At 35.5% G+C, this 16,362-nt stretch carries 18 protein-coding genes, 2 tRNA genes and 2 pseudogenes; 15 read left to right on the top strand and 7 right to left on the bottom strand.

Annotated elements, in window-relative coordinates:
• Nucleotides 1–21: 21 nt before the first annotated feature.
• Nucleotides 22–1,194 carry a 2-oxoglutarate dehydrogenase complex dihydrolipoyllysine-residue succinyltransferase gene (odhB, locus tag OOL03_RS02765; RefSeq protein WP_264707590.1) on the bottom strand — a complete coding sequence of 391 codons (1,173 nt, stop codon included), beginning with the start codon at nt 1,192–1,194 and terminating at the stop codon, nt 22–24.
• A 761-nt stretch (nt 1,195–1,955) separates the two neighbouring features.
• Between odhB and OOL03_RS02760 the strand changes: the two genes are divergently transcribed.
• The 7 genes and pseudogenes from OOL03_RS02760 to OOL03_RS02730 all read left to right on the top strand — a co-directional run bounded on the left by OOL03_RS02760 (nt 1,956) and on the right by OOL03_RS02730 (nt 5,579).
• Entirely contained in the window at nt 1,956–2,135 is a 180-nt protein-coding gene (locus OOL03_RS02760) for a hypothetical protein (protein WP_264707589.1), read from the top strand.
• A 97-nt stretch (nt 2,136–2,232) separates the two neighbouring features.
• Nucleotides 2,233–3,111, top strand: coding sequence for a hydroxymethylbilane synthase (hemC, locus tag OOL03_RS02755; RefSeq protein ID WP_264707588.1), 879 nt, complete (start codon nt 2,233–2,235; stop codon nt 3,109–3,111).
• Nucleotides 3,102–3,989, top strand: a complete 888-nt coding sequence (murB, locus tag OOL03_RS02750) for a UDP-N-acetylmuramate dehydrogenase (protein WP_236515092.1) — start codon at nt 3,102–3,104, stop codon at nt 3,987–3,989. Before hemC ends, murB begins: the two co-directional genes overlap by 10 nt.
• Nucleotides 3,990–4,085: 96 nt before the next feature.
• Nucleotides 4,086–4,361, top strand: coding sequence for a hypothetical protein (locus OOL03_RS02745; RefSeq protein ID WP_264707587.1), 276 nt, complete (start codon nt 4,086–4,088; stop codon nt 4,359–4,361).
• Nucleotides 4,334–4,456 (top strand): annotated as a pseudogene (locus OOL03_RS02740) (IS630 transposase-related protein); the annotation flags it as partial. The gene OOL03_RS02745 and the pseudogene OOL03_RS02740, both read left to right, overlap by 28 nt.
• Nucleotides 4,457–4,527: 71 nt before the next feature.
• Nucleotides 4,528–4,644: pseudogene (locus tag OOL03_RS02735) on the top strand (tRNA pseudouridine(38-40) synthase TruA); the annotation flags it as partial.
• A 75-nt stretch (nt 4,645–4,719) separates the two neighbouring features.
• A protein-coding gene (locus tag OOL03_RS02730) for an IS630 family transposase (protein ID WP_264707034.1) occupies nt 4,720–5,579 on the top strand; the annotation gives its coding sequence in 2 pieces (ribosomal slippage) (nt 4,720–5,044 and nt 5,044–5,579; 861 coding nt in all).
• Nucleotides 5,580–5,724: 145 nt separating this feature from the next.
• Here OOL03_RS02730 and OOL03_RS02725 read toward each other — a convergent pair.
• The 4 genes from OOL03_RS02725 to OOL03_RS02710 all read right to left on the bottom strand — a co-directional run bounded on the left by OOL03_RS02725 (nt 5,725) and on the right by OOL03_RS02710 (nt 9,459).
• Nucleotides 5,725–6,657: an Rpn family recombination-promoting nuclease/putative transposase gene (locus OOL03_RS02725; protein ID WP_264707586.1), complete on the bottom strand. Its 933-nt coding sequence runs from the start codon at nt 6,655–6,657 to the stop codon at nt 5,725–5,727.
• 315 nt (nt 6,658–6,972) lie between these two features.
• Entirely contained in the window at nt 6,973–8,793 is a 1,821-nt protein-coding gene (gene glmS, locus OOL03_RS02720; RefSeq protein ID WP_264707666.1) for a glutamine--fructose-6-phosphate transaminase (isomerizing), read from the bottom strand.
• A gap of 80 nt (nt 8,794–8,873) precedes the next feature.
• Complete coding sequence (gene yajC / locus OOL03_RS02715) at nt 8,874–9,245, bottom strand: preprotein translocase subunit YajC (RefSeq protein ID WP_015589055.1); 372 nt, start codon at nt 9,243–9,245, stop codon at nt 8,874–8,876.
• A gap of 137 nt (nt 9,246–9,382) precedes the next feature.
• Nucleotides 9,383–9,459 (bottom strand) — tRNA-Asp (locus OOL03_RS02710).
• A gap of 191 nt (nt 9,460–9,650) precedes the next feature.
• Here OOL03_RS02710 and rpsB point away from each other — a divergent pair.
• From rpsB to OOL03_RS02680, 6 genes are all read left to right on the top strand, one after another.
• Complete coding sequence (gene rpsB / locus OOL03_RS02705) at nt 9,651–10,499, top strand: 30S ribosomal protein S2 (RefSeq protein ID WP_264707585.1); 849 nt, start codon at nt 9,651–9,653, stop codon at nt 10,497–10,499.
• The gene (gene tsf, locus OOL03_RS02700; RefSeq protein ID WP_264707584.1) at nt 10,480–11,340 is read left to right on the top strand and encodes a translation elongation factor Ts; all 861 of its coding nucleotides are present in this window, start codon (nt 10,480–10,482) and stop codon (nt 11,338–11,340) included. The genes rpsB and tsf overlap by 20 nt, the downstream gene beginning before the upstream one ends.
• Before the next feature lie 10 nt (nt 11,341–11,350).
• On the top strand, nt 11,351–12,094 hold the full coding sequence (pyrH, locus tag OOL03_RS02695) for a UMP kinase (protein WP_007549204.1): 744 nt from the start codon (nt 11,351–11,353) through the stop codon (nt 12,092–12,094).
• A 7-nt stretch (nt 12,095–12,101) separates the two neighbouring features.
• A complete protein-coding gene (gene frr, locus OOL03_RS02690; protein WP_007549203.1) occupies nt 12,102–12,659 on the top strand; it encodes a ribosome recycling factor in 558 nt (185 codons plus the stop codon).
• A gap of 274 nt (nt 12,660–12,933) precedes the next feature.
• A complete protein-coding gene (gene uppS, locus OOL03_RS02685) occupies nt 12,934–13,629 on the top strand; it encodes a polyprenyl diphosphate synthase (protein ID WP_174515980.1) in 696 nt (231 codons plus the stop codon).
• Entirely contained in the window at nt 13,619–14,245 is a 627-nt protein-coding gene (locus tag OOL03_RS02680; RefSeq protein ID WP_015589049.1) for a phosphatidate cytidylyltransferase, read from the top strand. Before uppS ends, OOL03_RS02680 begins: the two co-directional genes overlap by 11 nt.
• A 16-nt stretch (nt 14,246–14,261) precedes the next feature.
• On the opposite strand, the gene OOL03_RS02675 is transcribed toward OOL03_RS02680, so the two are convergent.
• Both OOL03_RS02675 and coaD read right to left on the bottom strand, forming a co-directional pair.
• Nucleotides 14,262–14,453, bottom strand: coding sequence for a zinc-finger domain-containing protein (locus tag OOL03_RS02675; protein ID WP_182160113.1), 192 nt, complete (start codon nt 14,451–14,453; stop codon nt 14,262–14,264).
• Nucleotides 14,454–14,521: 68 nt separating this feature from the next.
• The gene (coaD, locus tag OOL03_RS02670) at nt 14,522–15,028 is read right to left on the bottom strand and encodes a pantetheine-phosphate adenylyltransferase (RefSeq protein WP_015589048.1); all 507 of its coding nucleotides are present in this window, start codon (nt 15,026–15,028) and stop codon (nt 14,522–14,524) included.
• Between the two features lie 79 nt (nt 15,029–15,107).
• Here coaD and OOL03_RS02665 point away from each other — a divergent pair.
• A tRNA-Phe gene (locus OOL03_RS02665) sits at nt 15,108–15,180 on the top strand.
• A gap of 90 nt (nt 15,181–15,270) precedes the next feature.
• Nucleotides 15,271–16,275: a gamma-glutamyl-gamma-aminobutyrate hydrolase family protein gene (locus OOL03_RS02660; RefSeq protein ID WP_264707665.1), complete on the top strand. Its 1,005-nt coding sequence runs from the start codon at nt 15,271–15,273 to the stop codon at nt 16,273–16,275.
• Nucleotides 16,276–16,362: the final 87 nt, after the last annotated feature.

The raw sequence follows: 16,362 nt of genomic DNA, 5'->3' as shown, positions 1-16,362 counted from the left end.
ACTAACAACAACTCATTTGAGCTACACTTCCAAAACTAATCTGTTTGGATCTTCTATGTAATTTTTTATTTTAACGAGGAAAGTTACTGCTCCTTTGCCGTCAACTATTCTGTGATCGTAAGAGAGAGCAATGTACATCATAGGTCTGATTTCTACTGCATTACCAACAGCAACTGGCCTGTTTTGTATTGAATGCATTCCAAGTATTCCAGATTGCGGAGGGTTTATTATCGGAGTGGAAAGAAGTGAACTGTATACTCCACCGTTTGAGATGGTAAATGTTGCACCTTCCATTTCTGATACTTGTAATTTACCCTCACGAGCTTTTTTGCCAAGAGCAACTAAAGTTAACTCAATTTCTGCAAATGACATCTGATCGGCACCCCGAATAACTGGTACAACAAGACCTTTATCGGTGCCAACAGCAACACCTACGTCATAGTAATGTTTATATATGATTTCATCGCCTGAGATTTCAGCGTTAATTTCAGCAATTTCTTTCAATGCTTGCACCGCTGCCTTTATAAAAAACGACATAAAACCAAGTTTTATTCCATATTTTTTTTCAAAGGCGTCCTTATATTTTGCTCTTAGATCCATGACATTTTTCATGTCAATTTCATTGAACGTGGTCAGTATTGCAGCAGTATTTTGCGATGCTTTCAAACGAGCGGCAATTACTTGCCTTATTTTGCTCATTTTTACTCGTTCCTCTCTTTGCTCTCCATTTACTACACTTTTTGGCAATTCATATTGTTTTATTGCAGGTTGTTCAGCTTTGTTCATATGGCCTATCACATCTGCTTTTGTTATTCTGCCTCCCATGCCAGTTCCTTTGACGCTTTCTGCACTGATTGCATTTTCTTCCATAATTTTACGAGCTGATGGAGCATCTTTTTTAGCAGCACTTTCGCTTTTATCTTCTTTTCTCGCTTCCTCTTTTACTTCTCCCATGGAAAGCTTTGCTAACAATTGATCAGGACTTATTACATCATCTTCTTTTATAAGAAATTCAGTTATTTGCCCTGAAGCTTCTGCAGTTAATTCGAGTGCTGTTTTGTCAGTTTCAATTTCAAAGATCAAGTCATCTACTTTTACTGCTTCTCCAATACCCTTCTTTATTTTTACTATACCTTCTGTAACTGATTCACCACCAAGAGTTTTTGGTGCTCTGATTTCTATAATTTTGCTCATAAAACAACTTCCGTATAAAACTTTCTATAGATTTATACATGAAAAGAGACATGTAATAAACTAATAAATTCATTGAGGCTCTTATCATTTAGAAGTGACAAACGGATAACATATTCCCAAATGTCATTCCAGCACGTGACGCTAGGCCATAAAAATTCCTTGACAAGCTTTGTCAGCCCCCCTATCATGGTACTGAAGCTATTTATTTATCTTCGCAATCTGTGCAGGTTAATGACAAAAAACTTAGGGTATTTGGCGTCTCATGTTTAATTTTTCGCACTACGTGCATCGCATGTCTTTAAAAATTTTTAGGTTTTTACCTATATAAGCCGAAACGCGCTTACAAAGCGTTTAAGACAGCAAAAAACGTCAAATTGACAAGGGAGAATTTGAATGCTAGCTACTACGGGGTTTCTTTGCCTTTTTTCCTGCTTAGTAAATTTCTTAAACACTTGCGGTGTAGGTTAGTTGCAAGTTAAAAGCAGCTAAATCGCTCTTAATCAAGCGTTTTAGAATAAAAAAAACGCCGATATTTTAGTACATAGTAAATAGCCAACCACCACGGGGCTTCTTTTGCCTTTTTTTTCGCTTGGTAAATTTTTTAATATTTATAGCTAAACGACAACCGTTATCCCGCTGCTTGTTAGCGGGATCTAGAGATACCGCGAATGAATCGCGGTATGACGGTTAAATAATTCGTCATCCCGCTACGTGTTAGCGGGATCTAGAGATACCGTGACGGTATGACGGTTCGCGGTGGTATGACGATAAGGTTTATACCTTGTCATGCAAGTAGCTTGACACTAGAATCCAGTAAGCTTATTTATGCATATAAAAGGTTATTATTTTGTAAAGGCAAAGTTGCTTTTGGTTTTAAGTTAAAGTACAATAAATGCAAAGGCTCATATAAACTGGATCCAAGTAGTCAGCTACTCGGATGACATCAGAGAGAGGGTAACCGAAGTTCATGCGATACACGTTACCAAAGTGTTTAAATAATTAATTAGGTTAAGGTTTGGTATTCAAACAGTCGTACATATGCTAGTCAAAATAGGTACCAGAGGAAGCAAGCTTGCAGTTGCCCAGGCTTTGGAAGCAAAACAAAAGTTGCTGGACTCTTTTCCTAACTTATCTATTGAAATTGTTAAGATAAAAACTTCTGGAGATAAGTATGCAAACGCAAATCTTGCTGAAATAGGAGGTAAAGGATTATTCATTAAAGAAATTGAGGCTGAATTGCTCGAAAATAATATAGATATGGCAGTTCATTCGTTAAAGGATGTGCCTGCGTTTTTCTCAGGGGGCTTAACAATTCCTTGTGTTTTAGAAAGGCTAAGTCCATGCGATGCGTTTATTTCTCATAAACACAATAGCCTTGAGTCTTTGCCACAACAGGCTATTATTGCCACTTCTGCAATAAGAAGAAAAGTTCAGTTACTAAATTTTAGACCAGATTTAAATATAGTACCGTTACGTGGAAATGTAACAACTAGATTGCAAAATCAAAGTTTTGATGGAATAATTTTAGCTGAAGCAGGGCTCATAAAATTAGAAAAACATCACTTAATTACAGAGGTATTGCCACCAAAAGTTATGTTAAGTGCAGTGGGACAGGGAGCGATTTGTATTCAATGTAGAAGGAATGATGTAAAAATTATCGATCTTTTAGAGAAAATTAATAATAATATGTCTTTTATAAGAGTGAAATCAGAGCGCAGTTTTATGAAGACAGTGAATGGTTCATGTTTTACACCACTTGCAGCTTTGGCTGAATATGTGAGCGAAAATATGCTACATCTTCGTTGTATGTTGGCAGATGAAAAAAATATATACTTCACTGAGCGCACTTCATTTATAGAAGATGCGGAGAAAATGGGTATGGATGCAGGGTTAGAGTTGAAATCAAAATGCTTATAAGCTTACCTAAAGTACGTGGAGTCTATCGTTATGACATCTTAATGTCTAAAGCAACGTGGTTAAATGTCGGTGGACGAGCTGATATATTATTTAAACCACGTGATATTGAAGATTTAACATGCTTGATTAAAAACACTGAGTTGCCAATCAACGTTATCGGTGCAACATCCAACATAATAGTGCGTGATAGTGGCATTCGAGGAATAATAGTAAAATTGGGTAAGGAATTTTCATATATAAAAAGTAAAGGTAACAACTCCATTGTTGCAGGTGGTGCTGCGCTGCTCAGGAACCTTGCTTACTTTGCAGGAGAGCAACAAATTAGTGGACTTGAGTTTCTAGTTGGAATTCCAGGAACAGTTGGTGGCGGAATAGAAATGAATGCAGGTGCGTATGGTAGTGACATCGCAAGCGTTGTACAATCCATAAAAGCAGTGAATCTAGAGGATGGAAACCTATATGAGTTCTCCAGCGAAGAAATGGGGTATTTTTACCGTGGACATAGCCTAAAAGGAAATTGGATTTTTGTTGAAGCTGAGTTTAAAGGAGTAAACTCAGAGTATGAGCTTATACTGCAAAGGTTAAAGGAAGTTATTGAGAGGAAAAATAAAAGCCAGCCAATAAGAGGAAAAACTGCTGGGTGCATATTCAAAAATCCAAAAAACTACCGAGCATGGGAGTTAATTGATAAATCTGGCTGCCTAGGGTTAAATATTGGTGGAGCTAGAATCTCTAAGAAACATTGTAACTTCTTGCTCAATTACGATAATGCAACTGCATCTGACTTGGAAAACCTTGGCAACAAAGTAAAAGATGCAGTAAAGGATAAATTTAATGTTGAACTTGAGTGGGAAATAAGGGTTTTGGGTAGCTATTAGATAGTTTTTATAGCTTATGTATATTCGTTCAGGAGAACGGCAAATAAGGTAGACAAGTAATCTAAAAAAATAATCATAGAGAAAACGTGAGGTAATGTGGTTAATCTTGTAGAACTTTGCAAGAATCTAGAGAGAAAAATAGCAAAGTTATACCAATTCTCATTATTAGTGAATCAAATAAGCGATATTGCAGAGTTATTTAATTGTGGAGTGAGAAAGAAAGGCAATAGTATGGCTTTTTTTCCATTGTTGCCTATCCGTTTGTTGTGCAGTGGGAATTGGTATTATAGCTCTTTTCATAGAAGTCCGGATGTGATAAGGATAGATAATGATAAGGAGGTTGAATGCCAGCAGCATATAGTTATGATTTAAGAAAAAAAGCAATGGAGGCGCTAGACGAAGGAGAAAGCAGAGAAGCAGTGGCAGCAAGATTTAAGATTGGACGAACTACTTTATGGGAGTGGCAGCACTGTAGGCTTGACCATAAATTATGTTAAGATAGAAAATGACTATTTTAGATAGAGCTTGATGTAATGCAGTGCGATACAAAATAACGGTAGAATATAATGGTAGTAATTTCTCTGGTTGGCAAAAACAGCAACACTCTGCTAACTCAATCCAGGAGAAGATAGAAAATGCTATATTTAATTTTAGTGGTGAGAAAGTTATAGCTCTTTCGATAAAAGTCCGGATGTGATAGGATAAGGATAGATGATGATAAGGAGGTTGAATGCCAGCAGCATATAGTTATGATTTAAGAAAAAAAGCAATGGAAGCGCTAGACGAAGGAGAAAGCAGAGAAACAGTGGCAGCAAGATTTAAGATTGGACGAACTACTTTATGGGAGTGGCAGCAAAGAAGAAAAGAAACAGGAGACTTTCAATCAAAAAAACTTGGAAATGGGGGTTACAATCACAAAATTACCGACTGGGATACCTTTGCCAAATTTGCCAGAGAACACGGAGGAAAGACTCTATCGGAAATGGCTAAACTTTGGAACAACGTTAGTATCCAAACGATCTATCGAGCCCTTAAAAAAATTGGATTTACGCGCAAAAAAAGACATATGGATACAAGGAAAGAAACGAAGAAAAACGTGCTGAATTTTTGAAAATTATAGCGACAAAAGAACCTAAAAACTTAGTGTATATAGATGAGTCTGGCATTGATAACACCGAAGACTACCCCTACGGATATTGCCAGAAAGGACAGCGGTTTTATGCCTTAAAATCTGGAAAGAAAACTCAACGAATCAGTATGGTTGCAGCCTTAAGTGGAAGAAAGATAGTTGTTCCGTTAACCTTTGAAGGCCACTGTAATATGGATGTTTTTAATGGATGGTTTGAGCAATTTTTGACACCGATCTTGGAACCTGGACAGACTGTCATTCTTGACAATGCTACTTTTCATAAGTCTGATAAGATTATCGAGCTTGCTAAAGGGGTTGGTGCAGAAATTTTGTATCTGCCGCCTTATTCTCCAGATTTCAACAAAATTGAGCATCATTGGTTTGCTATAAAAAACAGAGCCAGGAAAAACATTCCTCTATTCGAATCCTTTCTTCGTGCTGTTGATTCTGCCTTCCTATGACCTGTTTGGACTATTATGAGAAATGCTATAGCTGAACGGACACTATTGTTATACTATATCTTATATACAATTGTGCAATATGGATAATGGCAACAAATTTACTAACGAAATTCAGTGACTTATGATTGATAATTAAAGTTCTTAATTAGTAATTGTTCACACTTAATTCTTCAATCTCACTAATAGAAAGGCCAGTAAATTTGACAATAGTGTTAACATCAACATTATTAGCCAGCATTGCTTTTGCGACTTCAATTTTCCCTTCAATTTTCCCTTCAATTTTGCCTTCCTCTTTACCGATTTTGATGCCTCTTTCTTCGCCAATTTGGATGCCTTTTTCAGTAGCAAGATCAAGTCTGTATTCAAGAATGGCTTCTTCTTTGCGTAGATCCATTATTCTTTCTTCATAAGCTACTAAATCTTTTTCATTCCAGCTAAACCTGTCTAATTCATCGTAGGCTAACTTTATTATTGGTGCTTTTTCTGCTATTTTCCTTAAGTCTTCTTCCGTAGTTTCATCTGCATATTTGAAGAAAAATAACCAACGATCCACTATGCTTTCTAGCTGTTCTTCCTTATTCTTAGGAAATTTAGGTAGTTCAATAAATACAAATTGAAAATCTTTTAAGTCATGCTCATTGGTTTTCTCATCTCTTATAGTGTGGCTGGATATATAATCAAGCTTATCAGGAAATAAATTACAATTAGAGATAGCAATAAAGAAAACCTTCTTTAAATCAATGTACTTACCAGATTTATCAGCTTGCCTTGAGTAAGCCTTAGCAGCATATAATTGAGCTCGTTTTTCGAAGCCTTTATCGCGAGTAAGCTGCATTTCAATCACATACCTGACCCCACTAGAATCCCTGCAAAGAACATCAACTATACTTTGTTTATCAGATGCAATTTCAGGATCCATTATAGTACTGAGGAATTCCACTTCTTGTATAGTATTTATCTCAGTAAACCCTAAAATATCATTCAAAAAATGTATGAGAATATTCTTATTTTTTTCAGTGCCAAATATTTTTTTGAAGGTCAAATCCAGCTTAGGGTCGAGAAACTTAGATAAAGCCATAGCCAAAGTGCTTAAAAATATTAATAATTATACACTATTATTAACAATTATTCAACCATATTTTTGAAGATAGCTATGCCGCCGCGAACCGTCATACCGCCGCGGTATCTCTAGATCCCGCTAACAAGCAGCGGGATGACGAATTACTTAACCGTCATACCACCGCGAACCTTCATACCGCGATTCATTCGCGGTATCTCGGCATAGATTCCGCTAACTAGTAGCGGAATGACGATTGTGTATCGTGTTTTGCTAAAAATCACAGAATGCAGTCTGGTTACCTTAATTAGAAGTTTAGCTTTAACTTTAAATGGACTACTCAACCGTGACAGACTTAGCTAAATTTCTTGGACAATCTGCATCTAACCCTTTTTTTGCTGCAGTAAAGTAAGCAAGGAATTGCATAGCAACACTGTAGATGATTGGAGAGATAAAATTATCAGTGTCTGGAAGTTGCACCACATCTGCGCAAACTCCCCTTAGGAATGGCGCTCCTTGTTTATCACTGAAGGCAATTACTTTGCCTTTTCTTGCAATAATCTCTTGTATATTAGATAGCGTTTTAAAGAATAAATCATCATAAGGGATAATTGCTATAACAAGCACAGTAGAGTCTATTAAAGCAATAGAACCATGCTTCATTTCTCCCGCTGCAATACCAATGGTATTGATGTATGAAAGCTCTTTTATTTTCAATGCGCCTTCCATTGCAACTCCGTATGAACTTCCTCTGCCAATTAAAATAACGTTATTGTGTTCTAATATGCTGCCTGATATATGTTGTATTTTCATCACATTTAAAACATGCTCAACATACTTGGGAATAGAGTTAATAGCGTTGCTTAGCTGTTTTATTCTCTCTCCACCCAGTATACCTTTTATTTTTCCAAGCTCCGCGGCAAAGCATGCTAAAGTTGCAAGTTGCGCAGAAAAGGTTTTTGTTGAAGCAACACCAATTTCTTGCCCAGCAAGAGTATGTAACACAATATCTGAGATCTTTTCAATGCTGCTGCTAAATGTATTAGTTATACTTATGATTGTTTGCTTCTGTAATTTCGCATAACGCAGCGCTTCTATGGTATCTGCAGTTTCGCCAGATTGAGAGATAAATAACCCAATGCTGCCTTCTTCCAGCTTGACGTTGCTATACCTAAATTCTGATGAGATTTCTAGATATACTCGAACTTGAGCGACATTTTCCAGCCAATACTTTGCTATTAGCCCAGCAAAATAAGATGACCCGCATCCAACTATAGTAATGTAACTCAGCTCAGAAAACAATTTTTTGTTAGCAAATATTACCTCTTTATATTGCTTGTAAAATTGATTTATTGTTTTGTTTAATGCACGCGGTTGCTCAAAAATCTCTTTTAACATGAAGCTAGGGTAACCATTTTTGCTAATTAGAAAATCACTTGGACTACTATTTTCTATACTGCGTTTAACTTGTGTACCATTGTTGTATATACTAACTCCACTAGATTTTATCACTGCAATGTCATCATCTTCCAAATGCGATATTTTTTCCACAAATGCACTTAAAGCATTAGAGTCAGATGCAGCAAACACTGTGTTACAGTTATAGCCTATTGCTAAAGGCAAATTTCTCTTCGCAACAAATAAGGCGTCTGGATATTCTGCAAATAATAAGACCAAGGCAAATGAGCCGTGTAGGTTGTTTAAACACTTAAATAGAGAATCAACTGGCGACAATCCTTCATCGAGATATAAGGTTAGCATGTTTGGTATGATCTCTGTGTCAGTGTCAGTATGGAATGACATGCCCCTTTCTTCTAGGCCCTTTTTTAGCAGATTGTAATTCTCAATTATGCCGTTATGAGCAACAACAACGTTATTTGTACGAATGGGGTGAGCATTTTTAAGGCCTGGGACTCCATGTGTAGCCCAGCGAGTATGTGCTATACCAACTGTACTGTGAGACATCTTGCTGTCATCAACAACTTCACATAACCTTTCGACTTTACCTTCTGATTTTTTGACTTCTATCTTACCTTCGTTATTTATGATTGCTATACCTGAGGAATCATATCCCCTATATTCCAATTTTTGTAACCCAGTTAGTAAGGTTGGTATTACTGAATCACCGCTACTTACTACACCAAATATTCCGCACACAAATGGATCACCAAACAAACTTTTTTCTAAACATGTTAAGCATTTTTGCCTTTATTACTGGTTGATTTATATTCTTTTTATCATTCTTTCGATTTTACCTTTTTAATTGGTTTAGCTGCTACTTTTTGAGTTTCTTTGCTTAAAACCTCAGATATAGCGGACTTTAGAACTTTTATCTCAACTTTTGGTGCTATTTCTATTATAAATTGTGCATTTGCCTCATCAACTTTATTAACTTCACCTATTATTCCACCAGAAGTAATGACTGTATCACCACGTTTTATTTGATCTATCATCTTTCTATGTTCTTTTAGTTTTTTTTGTTGCGGGCGAATAATGAGAAAATAAAATACCACAAATATTAAAATCAATGGAGTAAAACTAGCAAAAGATGCGCCGATACTTGATGTATTGCTAGTTGCATCTGCTGCAAAAACTTCAGAAATGAGCATATTTAATCCTAATTGTTAATGATAAAAACAAACCTATTTAAGTATTAATTACAATACCATGCCATGTCAAGTTTGGTGAAGGCGTTTCTCAATGCCGGCAATAATACTGCGAATTCTAAGTTATGCTAAAACTAATATGGCGGGAGTGATGAGACTTGAACTCACGACCTCATGCGTGACAGGCATGCGCTCTAACCAACTGAGCTACACCCCCCTAATTTCTTTTTAGCGTTTTCGGGCTTCAACTTTAAAGCTAATAAACATGTTGCCCTTTGTCAATATTTTTTGTTTGCGCTTTGCTGTCTTTTCTATTACTATGTAAATAATTTAATTTCACACATGGCTTGTACAAGTAGTCCCATTAGGGTTATGCCATGGAAGATAAACTATTTGGAGGAATGATATATGACAAATTTGCCTAAAGTCACTGTGCGTGATTTAGCTGAATCTGGTGTACATTTTGGTCACAAAATTAGTCGCTGGAACGCAAAAATGGCTCCATACATATATGGAGTGCATCAAGAAAATCGTATACATATAATTGATTTGCGAAAAACACTACCATTGCTACAGGTGGCCATGAAGGCTTTATATGACGTTGCATTTCAAGGTGGTCGCATTCTATTTGTTGGTACAAAGTTTCAAGCTTTTGATATTATTGCAAGTGAAGCGATTCGTTGTGGTCAATATTATGTGAATCATCGTTGGCTTGGTGGTATGCTTACTAATTGGGGCACTGTTTCTTCTTCGATAAAAACCTTGATGCAATATGAGAAAATATTAAATGACGAGGATAGCATTTTAACAAAGAAAGAATTGGGAAACATTGAAAAGAAAAAGCAAAAGCTTGATAAGGCGCTTGGCGGTATTAGAGAAATGGGAGCAATTCCTGATATCTTATTCATCATTGATACTAATAAAGAGCATATAGCGGTTAAGGAGGCTAAGAAGTTAGGAATTCCAATAGTTGCAATACTTGATACTAATTCTGATCCAGATGGTATTACTTATCTAATACCTGGAAATGATGACTCAAGAAAATCAATAGAGCTCTATTGTAAATTAGTTACCGACTCTATATTAGCTGGAATAGAGTCTAGTCTAGCAAAATCTGGAGTTAAGATTGATGATATAAGGGGTGATGAGTTTATTCAAGAAAAAGAAGATGGTATTGTGCAAACTAAAAGGAGACGTAGTAAAGTTTACAAAGAAGAAGAAAGGGAGGTAGTAACAAATGAAGATGAATCCAGATGATATAAGAGAATTACGTGATAGAACAGGGCTTGGCTTAAGTGACTGTAAAAAAGCATTGGAAGAATGTGATGGTGACATCAAGAAAGCCGTTGATAAGTTACGTACAATAGGTCTTGCTAAAGCTGACAAAAAATCTGATAGAGTAGCTTCAGATGGGCTCGTTGCTATGTGTTTGACTGAAAATTGTGGTGTATTGATTGAACTCAATTGCGAAACCGATTTTGTTGCAAGGAATGAGAAATTTATAGAGTTAGTTTCAAATTTAGCATCAATTGCTCATCAAGAACGCTGTACTAGCGTTGATGAGTTAAAAAATGCCAAGTATGAAAGCATTGGCACAGTGCAGGAAGCTATTATGAATGGTATATCAGTTCTTGGTGAGAAGCTAGAGTTAAGCAAGCTTTGTTACTTAGAAGCTAAGGATGGAGTTATTGCTGGCTACGTACATGGTGATGTGTGTGGCTTAGGTAAGATTGGTGCTTTAATTGCATTGCAATCATCTGGTGATAAGGCGAAGCTACAAGAGATTGGGAAACAAATAGCTATGCATGTAGTTGCTATGAAGCCTGAAGCTTTGTCTATAGATGATTTAGATCAAATGAAGTTGAAAAATGAACGTTCTATAATTGAAGAGCAAGTGAGGGGCTTAAATAAACCTGAAGAAGTAGCAAAAAAAATAGTAGATGGACGAATGGCTAAGTACTATGAAGAAGTTGTTTTACTAGAACAAAAGTTCATAAAGGATGATAAAATGAAGGTTTCTGATTTTATAAAATCAAGCGAGATGAGTGCTATTAAATTATCTAATTACAAGTTACTTGTTTTGGGTGGTGCAAACTAAATGGTAAAAAATGTTTCCCTCAATAAATGAAAAAAGCGAAATAAAATATTCCAGAGTGTTATTTAAAATTTCTGGTGAAGCTTTAATGGGGTCACAGTCTTTTGGCTATGATATGGGAATAATAAGCCAATTGTGCAAAGATATAGCTGATATTAACAGGCTTGGAGTTCAGGTATGTATTGTTGTTGGTGGTGGTAATATCTTTCGTGGCACATCTGCGTCTTTAAGTGGCTGTGAAAGAGCAAGTAGTGATTATATTGGAATGCTTGCAACTATAATCAATGCTTTAATTTTACAAAACTTTTTAGAAAAAAATTTAATAGCTTCTAGGGTATTATCTGCAATACCCATGGCCACTGTATGTGAACCTTACATAAGAAGGAAAGCTATTCGTCATTTAGAAAAAGGTAGAGTGGTAATTTTTGCAGCAGGCACAGGCAACCCATTTTTTACTACAGATACAGCTGCAGCCTTACGTGCTGTTGAAATGAATTGTGATGTTATTCTAAAGGGTACGCAAGTAAATGGTGTATACTCCGCTGATCCGAAAAAAAATGAGGATGCTGTAATGTATGATAGGCTTTCTTACACGGATTTATTGACTCGTGATTTAAAAGTTATGGATGCATCAGCAATTTCACTTGCTCGTGAGAATTCTATTCCAATTATAGTTTTTTCTTTGAAGGGAGAAAAAATAGTCAATATTATTAAGGGTCAAGGTACTTATACTATAGTTTCAGATTGTAAACATTAGGTAATTTATGTTAAATGAAATAAAAGCTAAAACAAAAGAAAGAATGCTAAAAACTATTCAGTCCTTTCATGATGATATTAAAGGCGTACGCACTGGTAGAGCTAGCGCATCGTTGCTTGATGGTATAGTTGTAAATATCTATGGTGGACATCAAAAGTTAAATCAGGTTGCAGGTGTTTCGGTTATAGATAACAAAACTCTATCAATTAAAATTTGGGATATTAATGTTGTCGGTGAAGTGAAAAATGCTATATTAAATGCCAACTTGAATTTAAATCCTGTTGTTGAGGGCAATACCATACGTATAGCTCTTCCGGACTTAACACAAGAAACCCGTGAAAAATTAGTGAAATTATTGCATCAGTTTGCTGAAAATGCACGGATTGCCATTAGAAATATACGTAGAGATATTATGGAAGAAACAGAAAAAATGAAGGAAAATAAAGAAATCTCAGAAGATGATTTTCATGGTGCTAAAAAGGAAATACAAAATATTACTGATAATAATATAAAAAAAATTGATGGTGAATTGTCCATCAAAGAAAAGGATATACTGAATCACTAAATGATATGGAGAAAGCTTACATAGCAAATGATGTCATTCCAGTGCTTGACACTGGAATCCAGTCTTTACTATACAACTATCTGATGCACTGTTTGAAATCAAATTTCCTGGATCCCAGTGTCGGAGCACTGGGATGACACCAATTTTGCATTCAAGTATCAACTATTGGTGTCACTACAGTAACTCTCTTCCTGTCATGCAAGTAGCTGACACCTTCCAGGTGTCCATTGAAATCCAAAAAATTTCACTCAAGTCAAAATTAGGTTAAATTTAAATGTTGAATCAAGAATCTTTACCGAAACATTTAGCAATTATTATGGATGGTAATGGTAGATGGGCAAACAATCAAGGAAGAGTAAAAATTGATGGTTATAAAAAGGGCAGTGAAGTTGCATACGATATTGCCAAGTATTGTACGGACCTAACCATACCCTACTTAACTTTGTATGCATTCTCTATGGAGAATTGGCTTAGACCCAAAAACGAAACTGACTGTCTATTTGATTTATTTTACTCCGTTTTAACTAATGAAGATAAAGTCAATTTCATTTGCAACTGTAACATTAAGTTGAATTTTATTGGCAATTTAAGTCTGTTATCCAGTAAAATATTGGATCAAATTAAAAAAGCAGAAGAAATGACACATAAGAACGATGGTTTATTACTCACTGTGGCAGTCAGTTACGGAGCAAAGCAAGAAATTACACAAGCTATAAGCAATATTATAAAAGAAAATATTGCTTATGTATCAGAAGAGGAATTTGAAAAATTTCTGTATACTAAAGATTTGCCAAAATTGGATTTATTAATTCGCACTGGCGGCGAAAAAAGGTTAAGCAACTTTTTATTATGGCAAGCAGCTTATGCTGAATTGTATTTTTGTGATACTTTATGGCCTGATTTTTCTTGTCAAGATTTGAGTAAAGCATTAGAAGATTATACAAAAAGAGAGAAAAAATATGGTAGATAATAATTTTATAATTAGAATGTTGTCCTCAATAGTAATATTATTCATATTTTCCTTTGCTACATATTTTAGTGATTTATCGTTTTACCTATTGATTTTTTCAATAGCAGTTTTATCTTCTTTTGAATGGTATAATCTAACCCAAGGAAATAAAATTTTATACGTTTTTGCATTATTATTGATTGCACTACCAAGCGCCTCATTAATATATTTATATAATCTACCACAGGGAAAATACGCATTAGTATGGTTCGTCTTAACCATTTGGGGAATTGACGTTACTGCCTACCTATTTGGCAAGAATTTTGGTGGAGCTAAAATTTGCCCAATTCTTAGCCCTGGAAAAACTTGGACAGGACTTCTTGGTGCGATTTTAGCTGGAGTAGTGTGCACAATTTTTGGATCAATATTTTTTGGTCTATTTTCAATTTTTTATTCTCCAATCATTGGCCTTGCAATTGCTATTCTAGCGCAACTTGGCGATTTCACTGAGTCGCTTGTTAAAAGAGCTTACGGTGTTAAAGATAGTGGAAATATGATACCTGGCCATGGGGGAGTGCTCGACCGTATGGACAGTTTCATTTTTACTGCCCCTCTTATTGCTATTTACATAAGCTAAGTCTGCAGAAGTGCCATTAGAGCTCATCCCTAGTCAGCTCCCCAACCGCTTCTACAGTGCAGTCATGGACAAACGTCTTTTCACAATAAGGGCAGGCTATTTCCTCTTTTTCTCCCATATCTAAATATATTAATGGATGGCCGGAACCCTCATCATTCTCATCACCATGACAACAAACTTTTCTATTATTAACCCTCACTTTTGACATGCTGCTCCTTTAGCTTATAACATTTTATATATTGAATATACCCATTCAGAAATAAAAAACAACAAGCACTATTCTCCATTTTTTATCCTATTCAGGTTAATCAATTCGTTTTGAACACCTTTTGATACAAATTTGCTAACATCTTCTCCTAATCTTGCTATTTCCTTTACAAAGCTTGATGAGATAAATTGAGTATCTTCAGAAGCGGGAAGAAATATGGTTTCGATTTCAGGAAGAAGTTTATAATTTACCCAACTCATTTGAAACTCGTAATCAAAATCCGACACTGCTCTTAATCCTCTAATAATAACAGAAGCATTCTGCTCTTTGGCAAACTTCACTAGCAACCCATTAAAAGATATAACATCTGCATCAATTCCTAGTCCTTTGATTTCATTTTCAGCCATGCTTGTGCGTAGCTTTGTGTCAAAGGCAGTATGCTTATTAACGTTTTCTGCAACTCCTATTATTAATTTATCGACTAGTTTACACGCTCTTTTGATTATGTCAATATGCCCAAAAGTTATAGGGTCAAATGTGCCAGGGTAGATTCCTATTTTGTCATTAATGTTCATCCTTTATTTTTATAAACTACTTTAAAAACTTTTGATAGACATAATAACATTTTTTATCTAAAAATAAAAGTATACAGTTGGCCTGATAGCTCAGTTGGTAGAGCAAAGGACTGAAAATCCTTGTGTCGCTGGTTCGATTCCTGCTCAGGCCACCTTCTCTTTCTTACCAAATTTACCTTTTTGTTGTAAAACGTTCTATAATATGTTATGATATTGATATAAGTGTTGAGAGGGTAAACTACATGTATAGATATTATAGCAGAATATTTAATATCTTATTAATTATAGTTCTATTATTAAGCAATATTACTTATGCTGGCGTTAGTGAAAAACCGGCATCTCAACATGTAACCAGAAAAGAAGAACCAGCGTCAACTGTCTTGACGGCAGAAAATACAGTAAATAATGACATAGTTGTTGGTTTGTTGAAAAAGGAAGGAGCATTTGGGCGTGAGGTATCTCAAATTTATGAGATATTCAATAATTTTGGAGTTAAAACCTTACTCATTGATTACAATAAAATAATTAACCTAACAGGAATCCAAGAAAAGTCGCTTATCTTTGCAAAACAAGATGAAGTGTTGGCGCTAGCACTAGACCGAATAAAAATTGAAGTTGCACGATTCATTAAAGAGCAAAAGATAAATAGAATATTTATTCTAAATGATCTTCATCAGCCAAAAACTCGCATTGCTGATTTTTACAACGATCTTGCTACTAAAGCAATTGTAAAAATAGTAGATGACAATCCTGCAATTCATTTACTTGGCATATGTGGTGGGTTACAAGACATTATGCGTGCAAAAGGAATTGAAGTAGCGGGTTATGAAAGACAGCAAAAGACCCATTTAATGTCAGCGCTTAATCCAAAGCAGGAAGATGTGCCTTTACAACAGATAAAGATTGTTCCAAATAGTCGTTTAGCAGAAGTAGTAGCCAAATTCCTAATACCTGATGAAAATGGTTGGTTTTCAACATATTTTCCAGATGCTCATTCAGGAGCAGTAAGTAATACACCAGAAAATAGAAGAAAATTGGAGTCACTTGGATATAAAGTTGCAGCATTTTCCAGTGAGGGGGTAATAGAGGCTATTGAAGATAAGCATGGTAATGTTCACTTTCAAAGTCATCCAGAAGCCCTTGTTGTGAAGTCAGATAAAAACCTCTATTTATCAAATCACAAGGAACGTCAAGTGTCTACACTAGTTGCTATAGCGATTATGAATGATTTTCTTTATCGTGCTTAATGGCTATAGCTTTAGGCTTACCGACGATTTGATAAACGATAGATTTGTCATGTATCCGTTCAGGCAATGGCGTCAACTTAAGGAAAA

Source organism: Wolbachia endosymbiont (group A) of Acrocera orbiculus, from assembly GCF_947250015.1.
In the GTDB taxonomy this organism is placed as follows: Bacteria; Pseudomonadota; Alphaproteobacteria; order Rickettsiales; family Anaplasmataceae; genus Wolbachia; species Wolbachia pipientis.
This window is presented reverse-complemented; position numbering and strand designations above follow the sequence as displayed.

Coding starts and splice junctions, on each gene's coding strand:
- murB (WP_236515092.1), top strand. CDS start 3,102: ATGCTTATAAGCTTACCTAAAGTACGTGGAGTCTATCGTTATGACATC.
- coaD (WP_015589048.1), bottom strand. CDS start 15,028: ATGAACATTAATGACAAAATAGGAATCTACCCTGGCACATTTGACCCT.
- uppS (WP_174515980.1), top strand. CDS start 12,934: ATGTTGAATCAAGAATCTTTACCGAAACATTTAGCAATTATTATGGAT.
- hemC (WP_264707588.1), top strand. CDS start 2,233: ATGCTAGTCAAAATAGGTACCAGAGGAAGCAAGCTTGCAGTTGCCCAG.
- yajC (WP_015589055.1), bottom strand. CDS start 9,245: ATGCTCATTTCTGAAGTTTTTGCAGCAGATGCAACTAGCAATACATCA.
- OOL03_RS02725 (WP_264707586.1), bottom strand. CDS start 6,657: ATGGCTTTATCTAAGTTTCTCGACCCTAAGCTGGATTTGACCTTCAAA.
- pyrH (WP_007549204.1), top strand. CDS start 11,351: ATGTTTCCCTCAATAAATGAAAAAAGCGAAATAAAATATTCCAGAGTG.
- frr (WP_007549203.1), top strand. CDS start 12,102: ATGTTAAATGAAATAAAAGCTAAAACAAAAGAAAGAATGCTAAAAACT.
- tsf (WP_264707584.1), top strand. CDS start 10,480: ATGAAGATGAATCCAGATGATATAAGAGAATTACGTGATAGAACAGGG.
- OOL03_RS02675 (WP_182160113.1), bottom strand. CDS start 14,453: ATGTCAAAAGTGAGGGTTAATAATAGAAAAGTTTGTTGTCATGGTGAT.
- OOL03_RS02680 (WP_015589049.1), top strand. CDS start 13,619: ATGGTAGATAATAATTTTATAATTAGAATGTTGTCCTCAATAGTAATA.
- odhB (WP_264707590.1), bottom strand. CDS start 1,194: ATGAGCAAAATTATAGAAATCAGAGCACCAAAAACTCTTGGTGGTGAA.
- rpsB (WP_264707585.1), top strand. CDS start 9,651: ATGACAAATTTGCCTAAAGTCACTGTGCGTGATTTAGCTGAATCTGGT.
- OOL03_RS02760 (WP_264707589.1), top strand. CDS start 1,956: ATGACGATAAGGTTTATACCTTGTCATGCAAGTAGCTTGACACTAGAA.
- OOL03_RS02660 (WP_264707665.1), top strand. CDS start 15,271: ATGTATAGATATTATAGCAGAATATTTAATATCTTATTAATTATAGTT.